The 20,767-nt window shown below is 45.8% G+C and carries 21 protein-coding genes; 6 read left to right on the forward strand and 15 right to left on the reverse strand.

All coding sequences use genetic code 11. The features are described from left to right. Nucleotides 1-9: 9 nt before the first annotated feature. The 11 genes from HUB64_RS03730 to rraA form a co-directional block, all read right to left on the reverse strand. Nucleotides 10-1,896 carry a diguanylate cyclase gene (locus HUB64_RS03730; protein WP_173496410.1) on the reverse strand — a complete coding sequence of 629 codons (1,887 nt, stop codon included), beginning with the start codon at nt 1,894-1,896 and terminating at the stop codon, nt 10-12. Beyond that, nucleotides 1,889-2,692: a TatD family hydrolase gene (locus HUB64_RS03735; protein ID WP_173496411.1), complete on the reverse strand. Its 804-nt coding sequence runs from the start codon at nt 2,690-2,692 to the stop codon at nt 1,889-1,891. Before HUB64_RS03735 ends, HUB64_RS03730 begins: the two co-directional genes overlap by 8 nt. Further along, a complete protein-coding gene (locus HUB64_RS03740; protein WP_173496412.1) occupies nt 2,692-3,222 on the reverse strand; it encodes a hypothetical protein in 531 nt (176 codons plus the stop codon). The genes HUB64_RS03735 and HUB64_RS03740 overlap by 1 nt, the downstream gene beginning before the upstream one ends. Before the next feature lie 45 nt (nt 3,223-3,267). Beyond that, entirely contained in the window at nt 3,268-4,020 is a 753-nt protein-coding gene (gene tatC / locus HUB64_RS03745) for a twin-arginine translocase subunit TatC (protein ID WP_113940134.1), read from the reverse strand. Nucleotides 4,021-4,023: 3 nt separating this feature from the next. Next, on the reverse strand, nt 4,024-4,512 hold the full coding sequence (gene tatB, locus HUB64_RS03750; protein WP_173496413.1) for a Sec-independent protein translocase protein TatB: 489 nt from the start codon (nt 4,510-4,512) through the stop codon (nt 4,024-4,026). Between the two features lie 6 nt (nt 4,513-4,518). Beyond that, entirely contained in the window at nt 4,519-4,758 is a 240-nt protein-coding gene (gene tatA, locus HUB64_RS03755; protein ID WP_006083329.1) for a Sec-independent protein translocase subunit TatA, read from the reverse strand. Between the two features lie 59 nt (nt 4,759-4,817). Then, a complete protein-coding gene (ubiB, locus tag HUB64_RS03760; protein ID WP_105251211.1) occupies nt 4,818-6,467 on the reverse strand; it encodes a ubiquinone biosynthesis regulatory protein kinase UbiB in 1,650 nt (549 codons plus the stop codon). Further along, nucleotides 6,464-7,084: an SCP2 domain-containing protein gene (locus tag HUB64_RS03765; RefSeq protein WP_173496414.1), complete on the reverse strand. Its 621-nt coding sequence runs from the start codon at nt 7,082-7,084 to the stop codon at nt 6,464-6,466. Before HUB64_RS03765 ends, ubiB begins: the two co-directional genes overlap by 4 nt. Continuing rightward, nucleotides 7,084-7,839 carry a bifunctional demethylmenaquinone methyltransferase/2-methoxy-6-polyprenyl-1,4-benzoquinol methylase UbiE gene (ubiE, locus tag HUB64_RS03770; RefSeq protein WP_006083326.1) on the reverse strand — a complete coding sequence of 252 codons (756 nt, stop codon included), beginning with the start codon at nt 7,837-7,839 and terminating at the stop codon, nt 7,084-7,086. Before ubiE ends, HUB64_RS03765 begins: the two co-directional genes overlap by 1 nt. Nucleotides 7,840-8,084: 245 nt before the next feature. After that, complete coding sequence (locus HUB64_RS03775) at nt 8,085-9,149, reverse strand: formimidoylglutamase (RefSeq protein ID WP_173496415.1); 1,065 nt, start codon at nt 9,147-9,149, stop codon at nt 8,085-8,087. A 129-nt stretch (nt 9,150-9,278) separates the two neighbouring features. Next, nucleotides 9,279-9,764 (reverse strand): ribonuclease E activity regulator RraA, encoded by a 486-nt coding sequence (gene rraA, locus HUB64_RS03780; protein ID WP_105251214.1) that lies wholly within the window; start codon nt 9,762-9,764, stop codon nt 9,279-9,281. A 324-nt stretch (nt 9,765-10,088) separates the two neighbouring features. On the opposite strand from rraA, the gene HUB64_RS03785 reads away from it, so the two are divergent. The 5 genes from HUB64_RS03785 to HUB64_RS03805 all read left to right on the forward strand — a co-directional run bounded on the left by HUB64_RS03785 (nt 10,089) and on the right by HUB64_RS03805 (nt 14,298). After that, on the forward strand, nt 10,089-10,337 hold the full coding sequence (locus HUB64_RS03785) for a YgjV family protein (RefSeq protein WP_113940145.1): 249 nt from the start codon (nt 10,089-10,091) through the stop codon (nt 10,335-10,337). A 414-nt stretch (nt 10,338-10,751) separates the two neighbouring features. After that, nucleotides 10,752-11,264: a phosphatase PAP2 family protein gene (locus HUB64_RS03790; RefSeq protein ID WP_173496416.1), complete on the forward strand. Its 513-nt coding sequence runs from the start codon at nt 10,752-10,754 to the stop codon at nt 11,262-11,264. Between the two features lie 70 nt (nt 11,265-11,334). Continuing rightward, nucleotides 11,335-12,375 carry an MJ1255/VC2487 family glycosyltransferase gene (locus tag HUB64_RS03795; RefSeq protein ID WP_173496417.1) on the forward strand — a complete coding sequence of 347 codons (1,041 nt, stop codon included), beginning with the start codon at nt 11,335-11,337 and terminating at the stop codon, nt 12,373-12,375. Nucleotides 12,376-12,516: 141 nt separating this feature from the next. Then, nucleotides 12,517-13,977: a thioesterase gene (locus HUB64_RS03800; protein WP_173496418.1), complete on the forward strand. Its 1,461-nt coding sequence runs from the start codon at nt 12,517-12,519 to the stop codon at nt 13,975-13,977. 96 nt (nt 13,978-14,073) lie between these two features. Then, nucleotides 14,074-14,298 carry a DUF6500 family protein gene (locus HUB64_RS03805; RefSeq protein WP_173496419.1) on the forward strand — a complete coding sequence of 75 codons (225 nt, stop codon included), beginning with the start codon at nt 14,074-14,076 and terminating at the stop codon, nt 14,296-14,298. Between the two features lie 12 nt (nt 14,299-14,310). Here the strand turns inward: HUB64_RS03805 and HUB64_RS03810 are convergent, their stop codons facing one another. The 4 genes from HUB64_RS03810 to HUB64_RS03825 form a co-directional block, all read right to left on the reverse strand. Then, the gene (locus HUB64_RS03810; RefSeq protein WP_173496420.1) at nt 14,311-14,925 is read right to left on the reverse strand and encodes a DedA family protein; all 615 of its coding nucleotides are present in this window, start codon (nt 14,923-14,925) and stop codon (nt 14,311-14,313) included. A gap of 220 nt (nt 14,926-15,145) precedes the next feature. Continuing rightward, a complete protein-coding gene (locus tag HUB64_RS03815; protein WP_173496421.1) occupies nt 15,146-16,066 on the reverse strand; it encodes a manganese-dependent inorganic pyrophosphatase in 921 nt (306 codons plus the stop codon). 143 nt (nt 16,067-16,209) lie between these two features. Next, complete coding sequence (locus tag HUB64_RS03820; protein ID WP_105251222.1) at nt 16,210-16,671, reverse strand: YhcH/YjgK/YiaL family protein; 462 nt, start codon at nt 16,669-16,671, stop codon at nt 16,210-16,212. Between the two features lie 177 nt (nt 16,672-16,848). Further along, the gene (locus HUB64_RS03825; protein WP_173496422.1) at nt 16,849-19,242 is read right to left on the reverse strand and encodes a TonB-dependent siderophore receptor; all 2,394 of its coding nucleotides are present in this window, start codon (nt 19,240-19,242) and stop codon (nt 16,849-16,851) included. A gap of 335 nt (nt 19,243-19,577) precedes the next feature. Here HUB64_RS03825 and HUB64_RS03830 point away from each other — a divergent pair, with 335 nt between their 5' ends. Next, nucleotides 19,578-20,633, forward strand: coding sequence for an alpha/beta hydrolase (locus HUB64_RS03830; protein WP_173496423.1), 1,056 nt, complete (start codon nt 19,578-19,580; stop codon nt 20,631-20,633). Nucleotides 20,634-20,767 lie beyond the last annotated feature (134 nt).

Here is a 20,767-nt window from a genome sequence, read left to right on the forward strand (position 1 = left end):
ATTTGACTCCTAATTAGGTACTGGTCTTGCTTGATCCGACAAATACAAGCTGACTTGATTACGCCCACCGTTTTTTGCTTGGTAGAGGGCTTTATCTGCTTGTTCTAGTAATTTAGTACTGTGTTGATCGTGGGTCACTATATCGGCACTGACTCCGATACTGATAGTCAAAGGTATCGCTTCACCTTCCCATTCAAAATGAATAGAGGCAACAGCGTCTCTTATTGTTTCAGCAACTTGGAGTGCACCTTCTGCAGTTGTATTAGGAAGGATGATAGCAAATTCCTCCCCCCCAAAACGTGACACTAGATCCGTTGGCCGTTTTAAATGCTGCTGTAATGTTTGAGCTATTGTACGTAATGCTTGATCGCCTGCAAGATGACCGAATCTGTCGTTGATCAGCTTGAAGCGATCTATATCAAGCATTAACAGTGCTATGGGAGTTTCTTGCCTGCGACTGATCCGGCTTTCAGCGATTAAACGTTTATCAAAGGCACTGCGGTTTTTGACCCCAGTTAAACTGTCGATAGTGCTTTGTTCAGTGAGTTTTTGGTTTACTTCATGCAATTCTCTGAGCGTGATTTCAAGCTCTAAGGTACGTTCTTGTACCATTTGTTCGAGTTTCTCATTGCTCTCGGCTTCCGCTTTTAGGGCTTCTTCCCGCGCACTACGAATTTTCTGTGCTTGTTTCAAGGCTTCTTGCTGGATACGTAGTTTAGCTTTGCGCTCATCGTTATAGCGGATGGCGAGCACCAGAGACATGAAGATAATTTCAAAAGTCAGCCCAAGCATCACAGGCGTTTGCGGTTTTAAATTGAGGTCAATCACGCTGAGATAAAGCAAGCTACTGATGCAGGCGCCTGTCAGCATACTCACCCAGCCAATAGTGTACATACGTGCCAGTTTATGGCCATTGATAGCCTGAGTAATGGCAAAGACCATCAGGACTAGGCTGAGTACTGCAACGGAAATGATCTCGATATAGAGCGCCGTTCCATATTGGATAAATGGTGTGGCGAGTCCAACACAGAGGATATACACAGCACTATAGCGACAAGTGAGTAACATACGGCGGTTTAAATATTTGAGCTGTAATATTTTTTCAGTAAACATTAACGCAAATGCCATAACGATTGGCAGTAAAAACGGCACCATAACTTGCTGCAATAGCGGCCAGTCTGGCCAGAGGAATCGGAAGGCAAAACCGTTAATCGTGGCAACGAGTAAGGTCATGCTAAGGACATAGCCAGAGTAATAGCTGTAGCTGAATGAGCCCGATGCTATGGCGATAAAAAGGCTAAAAATGCCAATTGCGGCAAGTACACCAAGTTGGAATCCATGCTCAACGGCGGTAGATTCGGCAATTTGAGCTAAGTCATTAGAAGACCATAGGTTTAATGGTACTGCAGCACTACCTTCAGTTTGAATATGCAGATAGAAAGTATGGGAGTCATCTGTGTTGATCTTGAAAGGATATAGGAAAATATTGCTCAAGAATGGTCGATCCTCATAGGGGAATATATCACCCATCAGCACAGTATTCATGAGTTTATTATTGACTAAATGGTAGATAGTTACCTTGTCTAACAAAGGGTTATCTAGCGCTAAAATGCGCGAAAGTGTTTCGTCAGGGCTGGTTAAGCTGAAACTGAGCCAAAAATCATGGCCGCTGAGTTTTTGAATGTCTTTATTGGTAAAGTTATGCCAATCAGTTTTTGGCAAAGCTTGTATTTCGGCCAGTTCTTTTGCTGGTGTAGGGTGGCTGACCATTAACCAAGGCGTAAGGTTTAAAGGTGTCGTGGTTGACTCGTCAATGCTCAATAGGGTTGCCAAGGCCTGTGTTGGGTATATCCATAGCCACAGCAAGAGTATGAGTGGCATGTTTTTGTTAAGCATGGATTCGATCCAAATTAAAAAACGCTAAGCTATTTTGGTAGCAACGTTTTGCAAACTCATCCGCATCTTCTCCGCGTAGGTTTGCAATATAATTTGCGATATAAGGAAGGTATTCGGGCTTGTTTTTGCTCGATTTAGGCTTGGGCCGCATACTACGGGGGAGTAGGTAAGGGCTATCTGTCTCGATTAAAATGCGATTCTGCGGAATAAAGGGAACGAGTTGCGCTAGTTCTTGGCCGCGTCTTTCATCGCAGACCCAACCTGTTATGCCTAAGTGTAAATCTAGGTCAATATAGGCTTCCATCTGTGTGTGAGTGCCAGTGAAACAATGCAAAAGCGCGCCACTAAGCTGTGGGCGATATTCCCGCAGGATAGCAATAAAGTCTTCGTGGGCATCGCGTTCGTGCATTAGCACCGGCATTTGCAGTTCAACGGCTAAGGCCAGTTGGGCAATAAAAGCTTGGCGCTGGATAGGTCTCGGGGAGAAATCACGATTGTAGTCTAAACCACATTCGCCAACGGCAACCACTTGCGGTGCGTGACAGAGTTCAGCTTGTCGAGCGTTTGAGCCATCATGCCAACCACTGGCATGGTGGGGATGCACACCAGCAGTGCAGTAAAGTTGGTTAGGATATTGCTCGCATACAGCAATGGCTGCCGCACTTTCAGTTAAATCGCTGCCAATAACAATTAACGGCGAAACCCCTTGGTCCGCCGCCGCTTGTATTATCGATACAGTATCTTGTTCGAGTGCGCTGCCAAGTAAATTGACAGCGATATCTATGTATGAGGGCATTATTTTAGACGTTTTACCCGAACCTTGGCATTGCGATCATCGGTTCCCATTAAAAAAGAACCTAAAGCGGCTTTTTCAATATAGACAGTTTCACCTTGCTTAACATTGTACTTACGGCCATCAGTTTGTTTCCATACCTGACCGTTAGTGAAAGTCACTTTAATGTCTCCGTAGGCATCTTCAGCTATAGATTGAATCTCTAAATAAATCTTATCGACAGTATTTTCTTGAACACGCTTGGCTTCCATCCCAAAGTCATCGGCAATTTTTGCCGCTGGTGCTTGGGGGGCGGTTGCCACTATCGCTGCTGCAGTCGTAGGGACTGCAACTGTTGCTACTGTAGCCGGTATCGCTTGAGTGCTAATGGTGTTAGGTGTCATGCCTTTTAGGCTTTCTGCTAGCTTGTCATAGCAAATCAAGCGGTCGAGTTTATCGGCGGTTGCTGCACATTGGGTTAACTGTTGTTCAATGCTGGCATTTGCTTGGACAGATACAAGCATGATCGCTGCCGTGATAAGGGTTAAGCGCATGAGAATGTTCCTTATTATATTATTCCCCTAACGCCTTCGAGGACGTTAGTCGTTTGTTTGTTCAGTATCTTCGTCTGACTCGTCATCTGGTTTGCTGTAGAAACGAGCCGCTAATAAACCGCCTTCGAACAATAACAGCATTGGTACAGCAAGCATAGTCTGGGAAATCACATCTGGTGGGGTTAATAGCATGCCGACGACAAAGGCGCCCACTATGATATAAGGACGTTTTTGCTTGAGATCTTCAGGTGTAGTGACACCTGACCAGCAGAGTAAAACAACGGCAATGGGGATTTCAAAGGATAGACCAAAGGCAAAGAACAGCTTCAGAATAAAGTTAAGGTAACTGGTAATATCTGTCGCAACTTGAACTCCCTCTGGCGCATTGTTAGCAAAAAAACCAAAAACAACAGGGAATACAAGATAATAAGCAAATGCAATGCCGAGATAAAACAATAAGGTACTGCTGAATAGCAGTGGCATCACTAAGCGTTTTTCATGTTTATATAAACCCGGTGCCACGAAGGACCAAATTTGAAATAACACGTAGGGCACTGCCACAAAAAATGATAAAACGAGGGTTAGTTTGAAAGGTGCAAAAAATGGTGCAGCGACATCCGTCGCAATCATGCTGCCACCAAGAGGTAAAGACTGCATTAAAGGTATTGCCATGTAGTGGTAGATATCATTTGCCCAGTACACACTACAAATGAACACTAATAACACACTGGCAATGGATTTTAGCAGCTTGGACCTAAGTTCAAGCAAATGGCTGATAAGTGGCTGCTGTTGCGACATGAATTATCCGTTGGCTTTCGGGTTAGAACTGGTATCCACGCCCTGAGATGCCTCACTTGAAGCAGCGGGAGAGGCCGATGTTGGACTCGCCTCTGCAGTGGCTGTTGGATTAGTTTGGCTAGCTTGAACTGGATTCACTTGAGCAGGTGTGTGAATTTGATTCTCAGGCGCAGGGGTGTCTTTTGATGGATCCTGAACCTGATAAGGGCGGTTCACTGACTGTGCCGCTTGCTTTAGTTGCTCAATAGACTCTTTGAGTTCAGGTGAGAGGTTAGATAAACCTTTGCTCTCTGCTTTTTTAAGATCGGCATGCAACTGCTCGATCTTCAGCTCCTGCTCAAGTTCTTCTTTTACCGAGTTCGCCATGCGTTTCATCGCACGGATCCAACTCGTTACCGAACGCACCGCAACCGGTAGACGTTCGGGGCCAAGAACCACTAGCCCCAAAACACCGATCAGCAGCAGCTCCATAAAGCCGATACCGTCAAACATAAAGAGTTACGCCTGTTCTTTGTTAGACTCAGGTTTCTTTTCAGTCGCCTGTTGAGTTGTTTGCGCTGTTTTAGCCGCTTCGGTGTCTTCTAATGCCTTCTTGTCTTCTTCTGAAGACATGGCGTTTTTGAAGCCTTTAACCGCACCACCTAAATCACCACCCAAAGAGCGTAATTTCTTAGTTCCAAACAACAAGACAACGATTAACGCAACGATAAGCAGTTGCCAAATACTAATACCACCCATGAAGGTATCCTCTTAATTGATATCGGTTCTATTATGAACCTCTGATTAATTAGTGCTAGCTAAAATTTGCGATTCTTTGGCCTAGATCGCCATCCTACAAACCACAATATCATGCCTGAAATTAGACAAACATAAGGGGTCCATAGTGTAGCGTCTCTATTAATCAATAACGTGCCACAGATCAATAAAACGGCAGAAGTGATAAGCAAGTAGTTACTCTTGTGTGCCTGCTGCTGATATTTCAAATACTTATCTAGCATTTGTTGCTGAGAACTCAGCAATTTCCTGCCTAACTTAAGATTATCGTAAATTAGTTCAGGGAATTCAGGTAGTTTATCAGCCCAATATGGCAGTTTTGTGGATACCTTTTTAAACATAGCTTTAGGACCGACTTGGTCGGCCATCCACTGCTCTAAAAAGGGTTTGGCGGTTTGCCATAAATCCAACTGCGGATACAGCTGACGGCCTAAGCCTTCGATGTAGAGTAAGGTTTTTTCCAACAATACCAATTGCGGTTGCACCACGATATCGAAGTGGCGCGCAGTGCGGAATAATTCCAGTAACACATGACCAAAGGAGATCTCGTCGAGCGGCTTGTTGAACATAGGTTCACACACCACTTTGATGGCCTGTTCGAAAGCTTGTAGATCGGTTTTTTCCGATACCCAGCCAGACTCAATATAGAGCTGGGCGATTCTGTGATAATCGCGATTAAAGAAGGCGAGGAAATTCTCGGCGAGATAGCGCTTATCGACTTCGCTGAGTGTGCCCATGATGCCGCAGTCGAGCCCAATGTAGTATGGGTTCTCAGGATGATCGCGGGAAATAAAGATATTGCCCGGATGCATGTCGGCATGGAAAAAGTTATCGCGGAATACTTGGGTAAAAAATAGTTCAACACCGCGCTCGGCCAATAACTTAAAGTTGGTACCTTGCGCTTTAAGTGCGGCAATATCCGAGACAGAAATACCGTAAATACGTTCCATCACCATCAGGCGTGGATAGCAAAACTCTTCATACACATAAGGCACATAGAGCGCATCTGAGTTGAGGAAGTTGTTGCGTAGTTTGACTGCGTTTAAGGCTTCGAGCTTAAGGTTTAACTCGCCTAAAATGGTCACGCGGTAATCTTCGATCACTTCAGCAGGGCGCAGTCGGTTACCTTCACCGAGGAGGTATTCAATCAGTTTGGCAGTTTGCGACATCAACTGCAGATCGGCCTGGATTTTAGCTTCTACATTAGGGCGCAGCACCTTAAGTACGACGTCTTTACCGTTAGATTTGAGGGTCGCGGTATGCACCTGAGAAATAGAGGCTGAGGCCAGTGGTATTTCATTAAAGTCATCAAATAGGGATTCAATCGGCGCTTTTAGCTCAGCTTCAATCGCTTGGCGGGCAAGTGCACCATCAAAGGGCGGCACTTTGTCCTGTAGCATGGCCAATTCACTGGCCCATTCATCGCTGAGTAAATCGCGGCGGGTTGAGAGCATTTGTCCAAGCTTGATATAAACGGGGCCGAGTTCCTGCATCGCCAATTTTAAGCGTTCGCCACCGGGCTTATTTTTATGCTTATTGCGGATCCAGAATAGGCTGTTACGGGCGAGTTTAAAGTACCAAGGTGTCATCTTTGGCGGCAATACGTCATCTAACCCGTACTGAAGTAAGGTCTTGATGACGTGGTAACCGCGGCGGATACTGGCAAAGGTCATGGCTTAATTTGGTCTCTTAATTGGGCAATCCGTTGTTCAATCGCGCGAGTGTCGGCAACTAAATCATCCATTTGATCGCGAAAGTGCACTAACTCAATTGGGTGCGGTGCGAGGCGATACTCTTCAACTGCGAGTTGTCCTAAGTGGGAGCGGGTTTTACGCAATACTTCGAGTGCAAAGTCTTTTACCTGATGGCTAGAACAGATGAGTTTGTGAGTGGGACCATCACCTAAATAACGGGATATTGGCTCGGCAAAGTCAAACTCGATGCTGCGTAGATATTGGCTAAAGCTTTGTAATAAATTGAGATCGCCTTCAAGCTTGAGTTTATCTTGCTTGATTAGTTCAGTCAGGTTGGCGCCTTCGGACACGCGGTAAAGCGTTGTCGCATCGGCATGTAGACTGACATCGACATCGCCTTCATAGCGGCTCAGTACTTGGATCTCTTTGGCAAACACTAAATAGAATGGCCAGCTGAGCTGTGATAATTGGATACGAAACACTTTGCCATGCAACTGGCGCTGGCGCGAATAATCGTCGCCCGCTTGGGCCTGAAGTTTTTTCAGACCCGTTTCAATTGCGGCGCAGGCAAGCAGCACAACTTCTTGCGGCATCATTAGAATTTATAACCACGGTGCAATGCGACAATGCCGTCGGTCATGTTGGTGTAGTCGACTTGTTCAAAGCCTGCATCAACCATCATTTGTTTTAATGTGTCTTGATCTGGGTGCATGCGGATCGATTCAGCCAGATACTCGTAGCTGTCGGCATCTTTAGTGATGAGCTCACCCATCTTAGGTAAGACTTTGAAGCTATATAAATCATATACTTTACGCATGATTTCATGCTGAGGCTTAGAGAACTCTAGCACTAATAACTTGCCACCGGGCTTAAGCACGCGGTTCATTGAACGCAGTGCCGCATCTTTATCGGTCACGTTACGCAGACCAAAGGCGATGGTAATGATGTCGAAGTGGTTATCGGGAAACGGCAGTGCTTCGGCGTTGGCTTGCACATAACTGACATTGTTGACTATGCCCTTGTCGCGCAACTTAGTGCGCCCGACTTTTAACATGGAATCGTTAATGTCAGCTAAAACCACTTCACCTTTATCGCCCACTAAGTGAGAGAATTTTGCAGTTAAGTCGCCTGTGCCGCCGGCCAAATCGAGCACTTTCATGCCAGGGCGGGCGCCAGAGACTTCAATGGTGTAACGTTTCCAAAAACGGTGAATGCCGAAGGACATCACATCGTTCATTATGTCGTACTTAGCGGCAACAGAATGAAACACGCCGGCAACGAGTTCAGCCTTTTTATCGGCCTCTACGGTTTTGTAACCAAAGTGGGTACTTTTAGATTCGCCCTCAGACATCAATGTGTTCCTATTGTTTTGCAATGTATTAGTTGCGAGTGTAAGCCATCGCCTGCATTTGCTGAATCTTTGATCTATCACTCTGTGATCGAGCTAGTAAACTAACTGCAATGCCTTAGCTTGAGGCACTCCTGAACAGTCGTAGGATTAAGTGCTTAGCGACCACGTAAAATGGACTGGCATTAGACCACAATATCAGGATTTGGTGAATAGCTTAGCGCCCAGTTGGGTGCAACTGGTGATATTCATTGTGCCAAAAATTGCATGCGAGCCTGCACATAAGCGTAGATAAGCTCGCTTAGGCTTTGGCCAACATCCATGAATCCGGCTTCAATCCCAGCTTCGTGGCAACTTGGCGCAGCCTCGGCTAAATGCAAATAAGCGCATGGGCAGTGGCGGGCGATATAGCTGACATAATGCGCCGCATCGAGCAATGGCACACCTGCAGCGGTTGAAGCGCTACTGGGCATTTTAGCGATAGCATCGACGTCAAGTTCTAATCCTACGAGTAAACCTGTGTCATTAAGTTTGGCGGCGATTTCAAGTAAAGCTTGGCTAAGGCTGATTTCACGGCGAACCCAAATTTGTTGCAAGCTATGCCAAGTGCCACCAAATTCGCTGAGTTGGCTTAGGTTGGCTTCGCTGTTTTTTAACTCGTGTAAACCCAGTACATGGTAGCAACCTAAGGCGCCGCGATCGGCTGCATAGCTAAAACCATTGCCGCTGTGACGGCCTTCGAGCAGGCGAAAATCCGAATGAGGATCGAGATTCACCGCGGCGACTTGGCGTTGGTAGTGGCCGTAGGTTGCCATCAACAAACCATAGGCATTGTTGTGGCCGCCGCCGATGAGTATGGGTTCTAAACCCGCTTTTAAAATAGCACTGACGATACAGATCACGCGCTCATCGAGTAGTTCCACTGCATCACGTAATTCATCTAAGGTGACGTCACTGTTAGCTGTTGTATTGCTCGTAGTTTGTTGCTGCAGATCGGCGGTGTTCACTTGGCCTAACACTAGGCATTCGGCGCCAGAAAGAAAACGATTCGATTGTAAATTGAGCCATTGGCGCATACTGGTTGTGAACGCATCGGTTGCACCGCCGCGGCCTAAATTGGCACGTGGGCCTATATCTTCGCCAACGCCGATAATGGCAAAGCTTGCACCGTGGGCTTTTGCAGTGGCGAGTATGGTCTCTAACGTGTGTTCGTGATTGGCCAGATGGACGCATTGGCCTAGCTTAGTTTCGCCCGTTCTTGTGCTGACGAGTGAGGCGATATCGGTATGGGTAAAAGGAATAAATTCAGGCATAGATTGATATTCTTATTCGGCCAGAGTCGAGCTATTGTGGCCAGAGTAGGGCGAGGATTCAATGGGGAAACGCTGAAAATAGTGAATAAAAAAGCCAGCTTAGCTGGCTTTCTTGACTGAAGAGTGAGATTACTCAATGTCGAGTGGTTCAGGTGATAAAATCACACCTGTGTTATCAGCATAAATGTGATCACCGGGTAAGAAAGTCACACCGCCAAAATTGACTGGAATTTCCACTTCGCCCACTGAATTGCCATCAGCACCCACTGGAATAGAGGCAAGGGCTTGAATACCAATGTCTAATTCTTCCAATGCATCCACATCGCGTACAGAACCGTAAACGATAATGCCTTCCCAGTTGTTGCTGACCGCAAGTTCTGCGATAGCGCCATCGATCAGCGCACGGCGTAATGAGCCACCGCCATCAATGAGTAAGACTTTACCTTGGCCATCCTCTTGTAGGACTTCGGTAATTAGGCCGTTGTCTTCAAAGCACTTGATGGTGCTAATAGAACCGCCAAAAGAGCTACAACCACCGTAGTTACTGAACATGGGCTCGACTACATCTACGACATCTAAGTACATGTCACATAGTTCTGAGGTGTTGTATTCCATATTTACACTCCTATTGATCCGCGTTGCGTACAGTTTAGCGAGTTTACGCCAGTATAAAAGGGATTATTGAAAAGAAAAGTGTTATCAATCACGGTATTGTTGCCACTTGGCTGTTAACACATCTGTAGTAAATTTTCGTCACACTATAGAATTTATTCGGTAAAACTTGATATTGGTCATTAAATAACGGTTTTTTATTACAACTCTGTTGCGCGTTTTGGTATTATATCCCAAGTTTAAATTAACTTACTTAACTTAATTTGCTTTAGGGGCATGGACCCCCCGTTACGCTTATGGACGGTAGAGGGCCTTCGAGAGGTGCCTATGGAAGCTGTAAATACGATTGAAATTATTGGTTATTTTGCCTCTATAATGGTGGCGATCTCTCTAATGATGAAGAATATCATTTGGTTGCGATGGTTGAATTTTGTAGGATGCACTCTGTTTGTGGTTTATGGGGTGTTTATTTCTGCTTGGCCTGTGGCCGGCATGAATGCGTTTGTTGCTTGTATTAATATTTACCATTTGACAAAAATTTACCGTGCTAAGGCAAATACTCCCGCCGCAGCCTAAGTTTTATTGGATTGTGTTGCTCTTGAGATTAACGTTTAGAGCAACACAATATCCTGTCTCAGTCCTATCGCTATTTCTAAATAAATCCCTTAGCCCCTGCATAACGTCCCTAGAATCCTTCTAGATCAAAACCTCAGCCATGCTTCTTGTCATAAAACCTTCGAGCAGATGTCACTTAGCCGTCACAGGTCTTTCTTAATCTCAAGCTATCTAATAGTGCTTTAGCTAATGTGGTTTAGGTTTAACTATTAGCAAACAGTAAATTAGCCGTGAGCAGTCAATAACGAATTCAATCGTGAATAGAGCCTTGGTGAGTCGGTTGGTTTCAGACTAAGCACTCTAAGCGTCGTCGAGAGAATGCACAGATTAACATCGCAGTAAAACTCGCTGGTATGCCAGCAAGGAGCCTGTTTTATGTTGAGTTACGTTGCAGACTTAGACAAGCGAATGTTTTGCCATATCGTGAGCTTCACCCAGCACTATGGTTTATATGCCCGTGCAAAGCGGGTATCAGCGAGTGGCGATGGGCATGTGTATTTATATTTGTCCGTGGGTTTGATGCTGACGCACGCTCAAGGACAGGCTCTATTTAATTTGATGTTAGCGAGTTTTTTGGTTGAGTTACCTCTGTATTTACTATTGAAAAATAGTATTCGTCGCACACGGCCATGCCATGCATTAGTGGGATTTGAGAGTGGTTTTGAACCATCGGATCGCTTCAGCTTACCGTCTGGTCATACAGCTGCGGCCTTTGTGATGGCAACGAGCGTGGCGCAAATCTATCCAGCGGCGGCTCCTGTGGCGTATTTATGGGCTTTTAGCATAGGGGGCTCACGTATTGCACTTGGCGTGCATTATCCCTTAGATATTCTGGCGGGAGCCTCATTGGGGATTGGGTCGGTATTGCTGGTTCATCCAGTGATTTAATTCAAATATGCGCCTGTTAATCATTTCATTAGTGGGAATTCTCCTTCACTCATCAGTTTAAGGATACGTAATGCGAATACTCTACGGAGTTCAAGGCACAGGGAATGGCCACTTAAGTCGTGCACGCGTCATGGCTAAAGCATTGATGAAACAAGATATTGAAGTGGACTTTCTATTTTCGGGGCGCAAGCCTGATCAGTTTTTCGATATGGAGTGCTTTGGCGATTATCGCGTTCAAGCGGGAATGACGTTTGCGACGTGCTCTGGGCGCGTTAATGTGCCACAAACAGTCCGGCAAAATTTGTCCTTGTCGTTATTTAAAGATATTAAAGCATTAGATCTCAGTTGCTACGATTTAGTACTCAACGACTTTGAACCTGTCTCTGCTTGGGCTGCGCGGCGCCAAGGCGTGCCATCTATTGGGATTAGCCATCAGGCGGCGTTAACTCATCCGGTGCCAAAACTCGGTAGCACTTGGTTTAATGAGATGCTGCTCAATTATTTTGCTCCAGTGGATGTGGCGCTGGGGTGTCATTGGCATCATTTTGGCTTCCCTATTTTGCCGCCTTTTGTCGAAGTGGATGCCAGCCCATTCGAACACACGCATCAGATTTTAGTTTATTTGCCTTTTGAAGATGCGGATATGATTGCTCACTTTCTGTCTCACTTTAGTGATTATCAGTTTTTGGTATATCACAGCCAACAACCTAAAGGCCAAGTTGCTGAACATATTAAATGGCACGGTTTTAATCGTGAGGGGTTTAAGCAACATCTTGCCAGCTGCGGCGGTGTGATAGGCAATGCGGGCTTTGAACTTGCCAGCGAAGCATTAACCTTAGGTAAAAAACTCTTAGTCAAACCACTGATTGGCCAGTTTGAGCAGTTATCGAACGTGGCGGCGTTACAACTTTTAGCGGCCGCAGATAGCATGATGAGTCTTGATGTGAACATAGTTAAGCGCTGGCTTAAAACGGCATCACCTAACCCAATTGCATATCCAAAGGTGGGGGATACCCTCGTTAAATGGATTAACGGTGGCGACTGGCACAATAGTCAGCCGCTGTGCCAAGAGTTATGGAGCCAAGTCACGCTTCCCGATACTTGGCGTTAAACAGCGTTGCAGTTCAGATGAAAAGCAACTTAGGCACTAGCTGGGTTAATGGCGTTAGCGTATAATTTCGTCAATTTTGCTGTTAGTCCCTTTCAGCACGTCTATTTTGGCCTAGCTTGGCCGTTAATTATGTTGTTATAAATGAGCCTGAAAAAGTTTACTCAGTACAAGTTACTGTTTTTAATGTTGTTATTACTTTGCATCCTACTTCCTTTTATTCCAGATCAGGCTTACCACATCCCCGGCCCTGATATCGCTAAGCAAAATTTTCATGTGATTGAGTTTAATGATAAAGGTCAGCCCCACGACGAAAGGCAATGGCAAGGTTTAGAGACGCGAATCTTACATCCAGAGCCTGCACAGATCCCTGAATTATTGATTTTTGTCCATGGCTGGCATCATAGTGCTGAGCCTAAGGATGAAAACTTTATTGCCTTTGAGCAGTTTTATCAGCAAATGGCCGCGTCCGATACCCAGCGCAACTTGTTGGGGTTGTATATTGGCTGGCGGGGCGATAAATATGATCCTTTTTGGATCGATGGCTCAGATGATGCAAAAAGTTGGATTGAACCCTTAGATTTTCCCACTATTTTACAGCGTAAACGGGTTGCTAAACGTATCGGGCAGTTAGGTCTATCACAGCTGCTGGATAAGCTTGATAGCTTAGTAACACAGCATAAACTGCTGCGTTACACTGTGATTGGCCATAGTCTTGGCGGTGCTGTTGTTTTGCATGCGAGTAAAGATCGCATCAAAGCCGCCATTGATAATCAGCAGGATAATCCTAATTTATTCTTACTGTTAAATCCCGCCGTACCTGCTAAAGAGTATCAGCCATTAGATACGTTGGTGAGCTTAGATAGACAAAAACCGAGTATGGTGGTGTTGCAATCGAAGGGGGATTTTGCAGTGAAAGAAGCCTTCAATTACATCAAGGACGGCGAGCGCGCTGTAGGGAACTCTTGGGCTATTACTCACGATATTGACAAATGCTCTGGTGGCAATTGCACTACACCAATGAAGATGCCTTCGGCCTTGATGGCGCACGATCAAATCCCTGGCTGTATGATGACGCTGCCTCAATCGGGCTGGAAAATTCGTGCTCGCCTGCAGGCTCGTCGTACCGTGCAAACCTGCCCTGATGCCAATATGCAAGCCGTATGGGTACTGGCCGTGTCTGACGAAATCGTCTCTGGGCACAATGGCATTCTCACTCCAGAGCATGGTAAAGCCTTGTCTGAGGTGATGCGTATGATTGATTTATATCGAAATCAATTACCTAAACATGCGGTGGAAAGCCCTGCGAACCAAGATCTCGGCACCTTAGCGCCAGAGTCAGAAGCTGCAACATCTACCGAAGGTGAAACGCCTGTGCCACAAGAGCCAGTGATTATTGTCGAGCCTTTACCTGAAGAGCAGAGTTCACCGACACCTAAGGTTAATGCACCATTGCAGGAGCCAAACGTATCACAGGAACAAGATAAGCCTGCTGCGACTGAGGCGTCACCCGCGCCAATTAAAGCGCCGGAATCAAAGCCTGAGGCTAAGCCAAATGACGGTGCAGAACCTCAACCTAAGGTTGAAACTGAAGGCATAAAGTGATCGGTAGCTGTATGGAGTAAGCAATAGACGATACATCTAGTGTTGTATGTCATTGAAAATATTTAATAAGCTGGTGAATAAACGTTATGAGTCAATATGAGAGCTGAGTTAAGAGCAAAAATCATCGCAGTTTGTCATAAAAAAATTGAGACTAAAGGTGATAATGTCGGCCTCTCATTTTACGCCTTCTTTGCGAACAAAAATGATGATCCAGAGTTGCTTATGGAAGCGGCGACTTGGTGGATTCAAACTCATCGCTTAGACCATTTTGTTAAGGCTCATAAGGTGATAGAGATAATCCAAAAGGAATCGGAAGAATAGATCCTAAATCGCTTACTGCGGATTTTTGGTTTGCCACCTGCGCCAAGTAAAAGTGATTAGCGCAGCGAGTATTAGGCTGACCATAGCCCATGTGGGGTATTTATGCTGGTGGTAAAACGCCAGCATGGGAGCGATTTCATCGCGGATTAACACTGGGCCTAATCCAAAGAGTGCCACCCAAATGCTGGTGGCGAGAGCATTGCCAATCACAAATTGTTTTAATGGCATTTTAGCGAGACCGCAGCCGATAAACATAAACTGTTTTAATCCCTCAACAAAACGACTCAACACTAAAGCGGCAATGCCATATTGACCAATAACGCCATGGATTTTGTCTTCCAATTGCGGCTTTATCCACCCTTTTTTGAGTAATACGTCGCCAAAGCGCCAACCGATGAAATATCCCAAACTGTTACCGCATAGTGCACCGCAAGCAGCGACGATTAACACTAGTGGCAGTGACATTTGCCCTGTAGCGGCTAATAAACTGGCGACAATTAATAAGGATTGTCCTGGCGCCGGAATGCCAAAACCCTCGACAGCAATCGCGACAAATAGCAGAACATAACCATATTGCTGCAGCCAAGGCGTGAGTTCGGTGATGATATGTTGTAGCGCTTCTGGCATAGATGAAAGTGATCAAATCAATGGGACGATTGGGTCATCATACTCGCCAACTTCTCTGGTTGGATAGATTTATGAGCAAAGTTTCATGCCCGTTTTCGTTTGCAGTGATTAGCAAGGCTAAGGCACAGGGTGTATCAGTTTTGCCTTAAAATATAAAAAGGCCGAACTGAGTCCGGCCTTAATACGCTATTACTGTTGCGATTCGGCGACGATATAATGTCTAGGCGAATGCTGCTTGTAGTTGTGGTACTACTTGTTTCTTACGGCTTAATACGCCGTCTAACCAGACTTTGCCATCGACGGTATCTTTACCGTAGGCACGTTGGGTCAGCTGCGCATCGTCAGACACAATCAACAACTCTGAACCTTCTTTCATGATGTCAGTCAGCAGCAATAAAACGCTGTGGCGGTTACCTTCCACTTTGAGCGCTTTGATATCGGCTTCTAGCTCGGCCTTGATATCGTCAAATACTGACAGGTCGATCACTTCTAACTGGCCGATACCGACTAAGTTACCGTTCATGTTGAAGTCTTTGAAGTCGCGCATTACTAAGTCACGTGCTGGTGTGCCTTGCACGGCGGATTTCACTTTGAACATTTCCATGCCCAGTTCTTTGAAATCTTCAACTCCGGCGATTTCAGCTAATGCTTCAACGCAGCGAATGTCTGCAGTGGTGCAAGTCGGTGATTTGAAAATCACGGTATCGCTCAAAATGGCGCACATCATGATGCCAGCGATATTTTTAGGGATAGCGACTTGGTAAAAGTCGAACATCATCTTGATCACTGTGTTGCTGCAACCCACTGGGCGGATCCAGCATTCTAGCGGGGTATCTGTGGTCAGATCGCCAAGTTTGTGGTGATCGACAATCCCGACGATGGTCGCTTGGGCGATATCATCCGGTGCTTGAGTCAGTTCTGAATGGTCAACAATATACACTTGCTCGCCAGCGTAGCTGGTTTTGTATTCCGGTGCTTCGAAGCCGAAACGTTCCAGAATAAAAGCGGTTTCGGGTGACAATTCACCTAAACGTGCGGCAATGGCTTCTTCACCGATTTGGTTTTTTAAATAGGCTAACGCGATAGCACCGCAGATTGAATCTGAATCGGGGATCTTGTGACCGACAACGTAAATGGGCATTTCAGGGACTCTCCTTTAAATTTGTGACAATTTTAGCAATATTTGGCTTTAATCGGAAATAGCCAAAGCGCATATCACTGCGCTCTTCAGTTGCTATTTCTCTAAAAATCGAACGCTCAGGTTCGGCAAAAATGGCTTAAGGTTTAGATCTTCACTTTTATCACGACTTTACGCACCGCCGTGGCGATATCGCCTGTGCCGGGCATATGCATGTCACCGGGGAAAAATAACGCAAACATGCCTGCTTTGAGTTTGATATAAGAGGCATTGGCTTGGTTTGCCTCGTAATCAAATTCGGCGTAATCGTGTTTTTCAAAATAGGGTTTCGAGGGTGTTTGCTCCGCTAGTGGCAAGTAACCAAACTCTTCTTCACCGCTGAAAACATATTGCACATCGATATATTTTTGATGAACTTCAAAGGGTTCTGTCGACTTATGCTTGGTTTGATAGTCATTCACTATCACAAAAATATTGTCGCCATCGAGGGGATAATTGCCTACGGGTAGCTGACTAAAGTCGGTCGTCGCTAGATGTTCTAATGCAGTCGCAAGCCGAGGGCTTAAGGATTGATAAATATGGCGGTTTTTTAAGGTATCGACGATCATCGGTTACTCGACATGGCGGAAGTGAAATGGGCGAATGGTAAAGATTATAATCTGATCATCACAGTTAGGACATAAGCTTTGTCGATTGGAAGCAGGTCTAAACATGTCGGCATAAAAAACAGGCCATTGAATGACCTGTTTCTACATCAAGTATTATTAAACTTAGCTAAAACGAGTTTAGTAAGTGTATTTGGCTTCTAAAAAGTAGTAGCCACCATTAAAGCCAAAGGGGGTATTGGTTAATGGGTATACGAAGATACCATTGAAGTTATTGTTATCTGGTCGTTTTTCTGGATACACATCAAACAAGTTTTGCACCCCAGCGGTAAAGCTTAGCGCATTGGTGGCGGCGTATCTTACCGACAGATCCATCACCCATTGATCGCTATAGTTTACATCGCCCGTTGAATAACCTTCACTATAGTCACCAAAGTAGTTTAAGCGGATATTGGTTTTAAAATCCCCGAGTTCATGGGTCAGCCCAATACTGCCCGTGTTATGCGGCGTAGCAGACGTCATGCGGGTTCTTTCTATACTATCAAAGAGTTTCTTGTCTAATCCGCCTAAAATAGACGGTAGATTGATGTCTTGGATCTCGGTTTTATTATAGGCATAGGCTAAGTTCGCCCGTAAATCGCCCCAAGTGCCAATATCAAAGTCTTGGCTAACAACAAGATCGACCCCGCGAGTTCGGCTATCGACGGCATTGACGAAGAAGCGTGCTGAATCAGCATTGGTACCTGCTAGTGCGGTCGCAACCGCGGGGCTATCAGCGGGTCTTAGAGCGCCAGATAAAATGATGCGGTCATCAATCTCTATTTGGTAAGTGTCGAGCGTTACCGCGAGGCCAGCGTTATTGGTATAAACAAGACCGAGACTGAATGATTGAGATATTTCAGGTTCTAGCTCGTTAATCCCAAGCGCCTTTGTCACTGGTGATAAGGTGTTGAAAGTACCTGATTCAATAGGAACCAGTTGCCCCGTCACTGGATCGGGATTAAATAACGTCGAGATATTGCTGAAGTACAGTTGTTGTACGCTCGGCGCTCTAAAGCCTGTATTGATAGTGCCACGCAGGGCTAAGTTGTCGGTAAAATCGTAACGACCCGCGAGTTTCCAGCTCGTGTTGCCGCCAAAGTCAGAGTAGTTTTCGTAGCGTAGCGCTGCCGCCCAGTAAAACTCGTTGGTTAATTGGTTTTCAAGTTCGGCATAAATGCCTGTGTTATTGCGCGTTTCATCAACCTCAGACTCAGGGGTAAAACCGGTGAAACCTTGGCTACCCGCTGCTTTGCCATTATAGCCACCATTGATATACGAATCTTCTTCTCCGGCTTCAATTTCATAGCCGTTTTGGCGCCATGAAACACCGGTCGCAAACAGAATTTCAGAATCGTTTATAAAGGCAAAATAACGGGAAATATCCAAATTGATATTGGCTTCACGGGTCGATAACGTTCCTGCGTCGAACTCGGTAGGAGTTTCAGGGCCTAAGGAAGCATTTAAGGTATTGACGATATTATAGTTAAATGAATTTTTACCATATCCTACTGAGGCATCAATGTTCCAGTCACTTAGGTTGAATTCATAGCCTAGGGTAAGAGATGAATCGATAATTTTGGGGTTAATTTGCGGTAAAAAACCGTCGGGATACACTTCGGGTAAGTTACGGGCATCGAGAGCTAAACGGTAAAAAGCCCCCGATTTAGTTTCACGTTGACTAATACCACCAAAGGCATACAGTTTTCCGTCATTAGATATAGGCTGAGCCGCATTGATAAACAAACCGACATTATCATATTCGGCATCACCAACATGGTGGCTCTTACGGTTAAATGTGGCTTCGCGGGGATCGGCTGAGCCATCGGGTAATTTTTCATACTGTTGACGAGGGTCCAATCCTGCGCGGTTTGTGCTGTCTTTGTGATGCGCTTCTAGGGCGACATTCACAAAGCCATCATTGCTTAAACTGATCCCATGGTTAACGCCTACACGCCATTGCTCACCGTCACCTTGGTAGGTTTGTCCGGCTTGCGCCGAGACGCTTCCCCCTTGATCGCTGTCCTTGAGTACCACGTTAATCACGCCAGCAATCGCATCTGAACCGTATTGTGCCGAGGCTCCATCTCGGAGAATTTCAATGCGTTTTATCGCTGTCATTGGAATCGCATTTAAATCGACGTTAGAGGAGCCTTTTCCCATGGTGCCGCTTAAATGTACTAGGGCAGAACCATGGCGACGCTTGCCATTTACGAGTACTAAGGTGTGGTCTGGCGACAGGCCGCGTAAGCTCGCGGGGCGCACCGCATCTGAACCGTCAGTCACCGAGGAGAATGGGAAGCTATAGCTTGGCGCCGCAAATTGCAGCGCTTTAGCGGTTTCGGTCATACCTGTTGATTCGAGTTGTTCGGCAGTAATGATATCGACCGGCGCAACACTGTCAGTTGCCGTGCGTAGTGCTATGCGTGAGCCTATGATCTCGATTTTTTCGAAGCCGGTTTGTTGCTCTGCGGCTTGGACTGCTGGAATAACCAATGTGGATGGCACTGCCAATGCGATAACGGCTAGACGCATAAAAACCTCTCAATGATGTTTTAGGTGTGCAAATTAAAGATAAAATAACAATCTGATGCCGAGAAGGTTATCACTGTAACAATTGTTACATTAAGACGTAAATGTGCTAACTCAGAGCCTAGTGTTCTAAATAATATTTAAAATGCAGTTGAATATATTGATGAAAACCTCACTATCGGTCTGCGTGCTTTTGAGGCTTCATACGGCACAAGACAAGTTGCCGCATGCACAATACGACTGAGTTAACTCGATGATATGAATTGTTTATTGACGTATACCTTCGTGGTTTACTATTTTATTTTGCTCTAATGGCATTGGTTTTAAGGTACATAGAATTGTCAGCGTTACGATTTCTTGCAGGACCAACTGCATTTAACACCTTGGTAGAACAAGGCCTTAAAGCTGAGTATTTTACCCAGTTGCTTGCCGCCTCTGGTGGACCTAAGTGGCTTGGTATCGCAGGGCTAGATAAGTATTTGTTTGCTGAATTTTTCAAAGACAGGCAAACGCCTTTATATACATTAGGCGCTTCCTCTGGGGCTTGGCGTTTAGCGTGTTTGGCGCAGCAAGATCCCCTCATAGCCTATGGCCGCTTAGAGGATTTTTATATTGGTCAGCGTTACGACAATATGCCGACACCGCAGGAAGTCAGTGCGCAAGTTAAAGGCGTAGTGCAGGGCATTTTAGGGGCAAACGGTGGCAGGGAAATCGTTAATAACGCTCATATTCACAGTCATTTCGTCGTGTGCCGAGCTAAACATTTAAATCGTTTAACGGCAAAGCTTCCGCTTGCGGCGGGGCTGGCGATGACGGCGGCGACCAACTTAGTGAGCCGTCGGAGTTTAGGTTGGCATTTTGAGCGTGTGGTCTTTAGCCAACAAGCTGCAGCATCTCCATTTTTGCAACTCAACGATTTACCCAGTCAGCAGGTCGAATTAACTGAGGCTAATGTCGATGCTGTGATGTTAGCAACGGGGTCGATTCCTTTGTTGCTGGCCCCTGTGTCCCAAATTGAAGGCGTTGCCGATGCGCAGTATTACGATGGCGGCATTACCGACTATCATTTTGATTTGCCTTTATCCCGTGCTAAGGGGCTGACGTTGTATCCGCATTTTTATCCGACCATCAGCCCAGGATGGTTCGATAAATCCTTGAAGTGGCGCCAAGGTCGCGCTAATTATCACAATGCGCTAGTGTTGGCGCCATCGGCCGAATTTGTCGCTTCATTGCCCTTTGGCAAAATCCCCGACCGTGAAGATTTTAAGCAACTGGACACGGCGCAGCGGATGCAATATTGGCGTACGTCTGTGGCTTTGAGTGAACGTCTTGCAGAGGAGTTTGCCTCGGTTGTTGCGAGGGGAAATGTGCTGGATCGGCTAGAGCACTTCTAGGTTGAAGTGATTTGGTCTCGAAAACTGGGTTTGACATGACGTGGTCGAAATGCCCTGATTCAAAATAGCGGGGTCGCAAATTTCTTTGTGCGCTCAGCGGCTTTAGGAAGGAAATTCTTTCACCTGCTACACTC

Source organism: Shewanella sp. ISTPL2 (genome assembly GCF_013283205.1).
Classification (GTDB): Bacteria; Pseudomonadota; Gammaproteobacteria; order Enterobacterales; family Shewanellaceae; genus Shewanella; species Shewanella oncorhynchi.

Excerpts from the sequence above, each read along its gene's own strand:
- HUB64_RS03730 (WP_173496410.1), bottom strand. The coding sequence starts at position 1,896 with ATGCTTAACAAAAACATGCCACTCATACTCTTGCTGTGGCTATGGATA.
- HUB64_RS03735 (WP_173496411.1), bottom strand. The coding sequence starts at position 2,692 with ATGCCCTCATACATAGATATCGCTGTCAATTTACTTGGCAGCGCACTC.
- HUB64_RS03740 (WP_173496412.1), bottom strand. The coding sequence starts at position 3,222 with ATGCGCTTAACCCTTATCACGGCAGCGATCATGCTTGTATCTGTCCAA.
- tatC (WP_113940134.1), bottom strand. The coding sequence starts at position 4,020 with ATGTCGCAACAGCAGCCACTTATCAGCCATTTGCTTGAACTTAGGTCC.
- tatB (WP_173496413.1), bottom strand. The coding sequence starts at position 4,512 with ATGTTTGACGGTATCGGCTTTATGGAGCTGCTGCTGATCGGTGTTTTG.
- tatA (WP_006083329.1), bottom strand. The coding sequence starts at position 4,758 with ATGGGTGGTATTAGTATTTGGCAACTGCTTATCGTTGCGTTAATCGTT.
- ubiB (WP_105251211.1), bottom strand. The coding sequence starts at position 6,467 with ATGACCTTTGCCAGTATCCGCCGCGGTTACCACGTCATCAAGACCTTA.
- HUB64_RS03765 (WP_173496414.1), bottom strand. The coding sequence starts at position 7,084 with ATGATGCCGCAAGAAGTTGTGCTGCTTGCCTGCGCCGCAATTGAAACG.
- ubiE (WP_006083326.1), bottom strand. The coding sequence starts at position 7,839 with ATGTCTGAGGGCGAATCTAAAAGTACCCACTTTGGTTACAAAACCGTA.
- HUB64_RS03775 (WP_173496415.1), bottom strand. The coding sequence starts at position 9,149 with ATGCCTGAATTTATTCCTTTTACCCATACCGATATCGCCTCACTCGTC.
- rraA (WP_105251214.1), bottom strand. The coding sequence starts at position 9,764 with ATGGAATACAACACCTCAGAACTATGTGACATGTACTTAGATGTCGTA.
- HUB64_RS03785 (WP_113940145.1), top strand. The coding sequence starts at position 10,089 with ATGGAAGCTGTAAATACGATTGAAATTATTGGTTATTTTGCCTCTATA.
- HUB64_RS03790 (WP_173496416.1), top strand. The coding sequence starts at position 10,752 with ATGTTGAGTTACGTTGCAGACTTAGACAAGCGAATGTTTTGCCATATC.
- HUB64_RS03795 (WP_173496417.1), top strand. The coding sequence starts at position 11,335 with ATGCGAATACTCTACGGAGTTCAAGGCACAGGGAATGGCCACTTAAGT.
- HUB64_RS03800 (WP_173496418.1), top strand. The coding sequence starts at position 12,517 with ATGAGCCTGAAAAAGTTTACTCAGTACAAGTTACTGTTTTTAATGTTG.
- HUB64_RS03805 (WP_173496419.1), top strand. The coding sequence starts at position 14,074 with ATGAGAGCTGAGTTAAGAGCAAAAATCATCGCAGTTTGTCATAAAAAA.
- HUB64_RS03810 (WP_173496420.1), bottom strand. The coding sequence starts at position 14,925 with ATGCCAGAAGCGCTACAACATATCATCACCGAACTCACGCCTTGGCTG.
- HUB64_RS03815 (WP_173496421.1), bottom strand. The coding sequence starts at position 16,066 with ATGCCCATTTACGTTGTCGGTCACAAGATCCCCGATTCAGATTCAATC.
- HUB64_RS03820 (WP_105251222.1), bottom strand. The coding sequence starts at position 16,671 with ATGATCGTCGATACCTTAAAAAACCGCCATATTTATCAATCCTTAAGC.
- HUB64_RS03825 (WP_173496422.1), bottom strand. The coding sequence starts at position 19,242 with ATGCGTCTAGCCGTTATCGCATTGGCAGTGCCATCCACATTGGTTATT.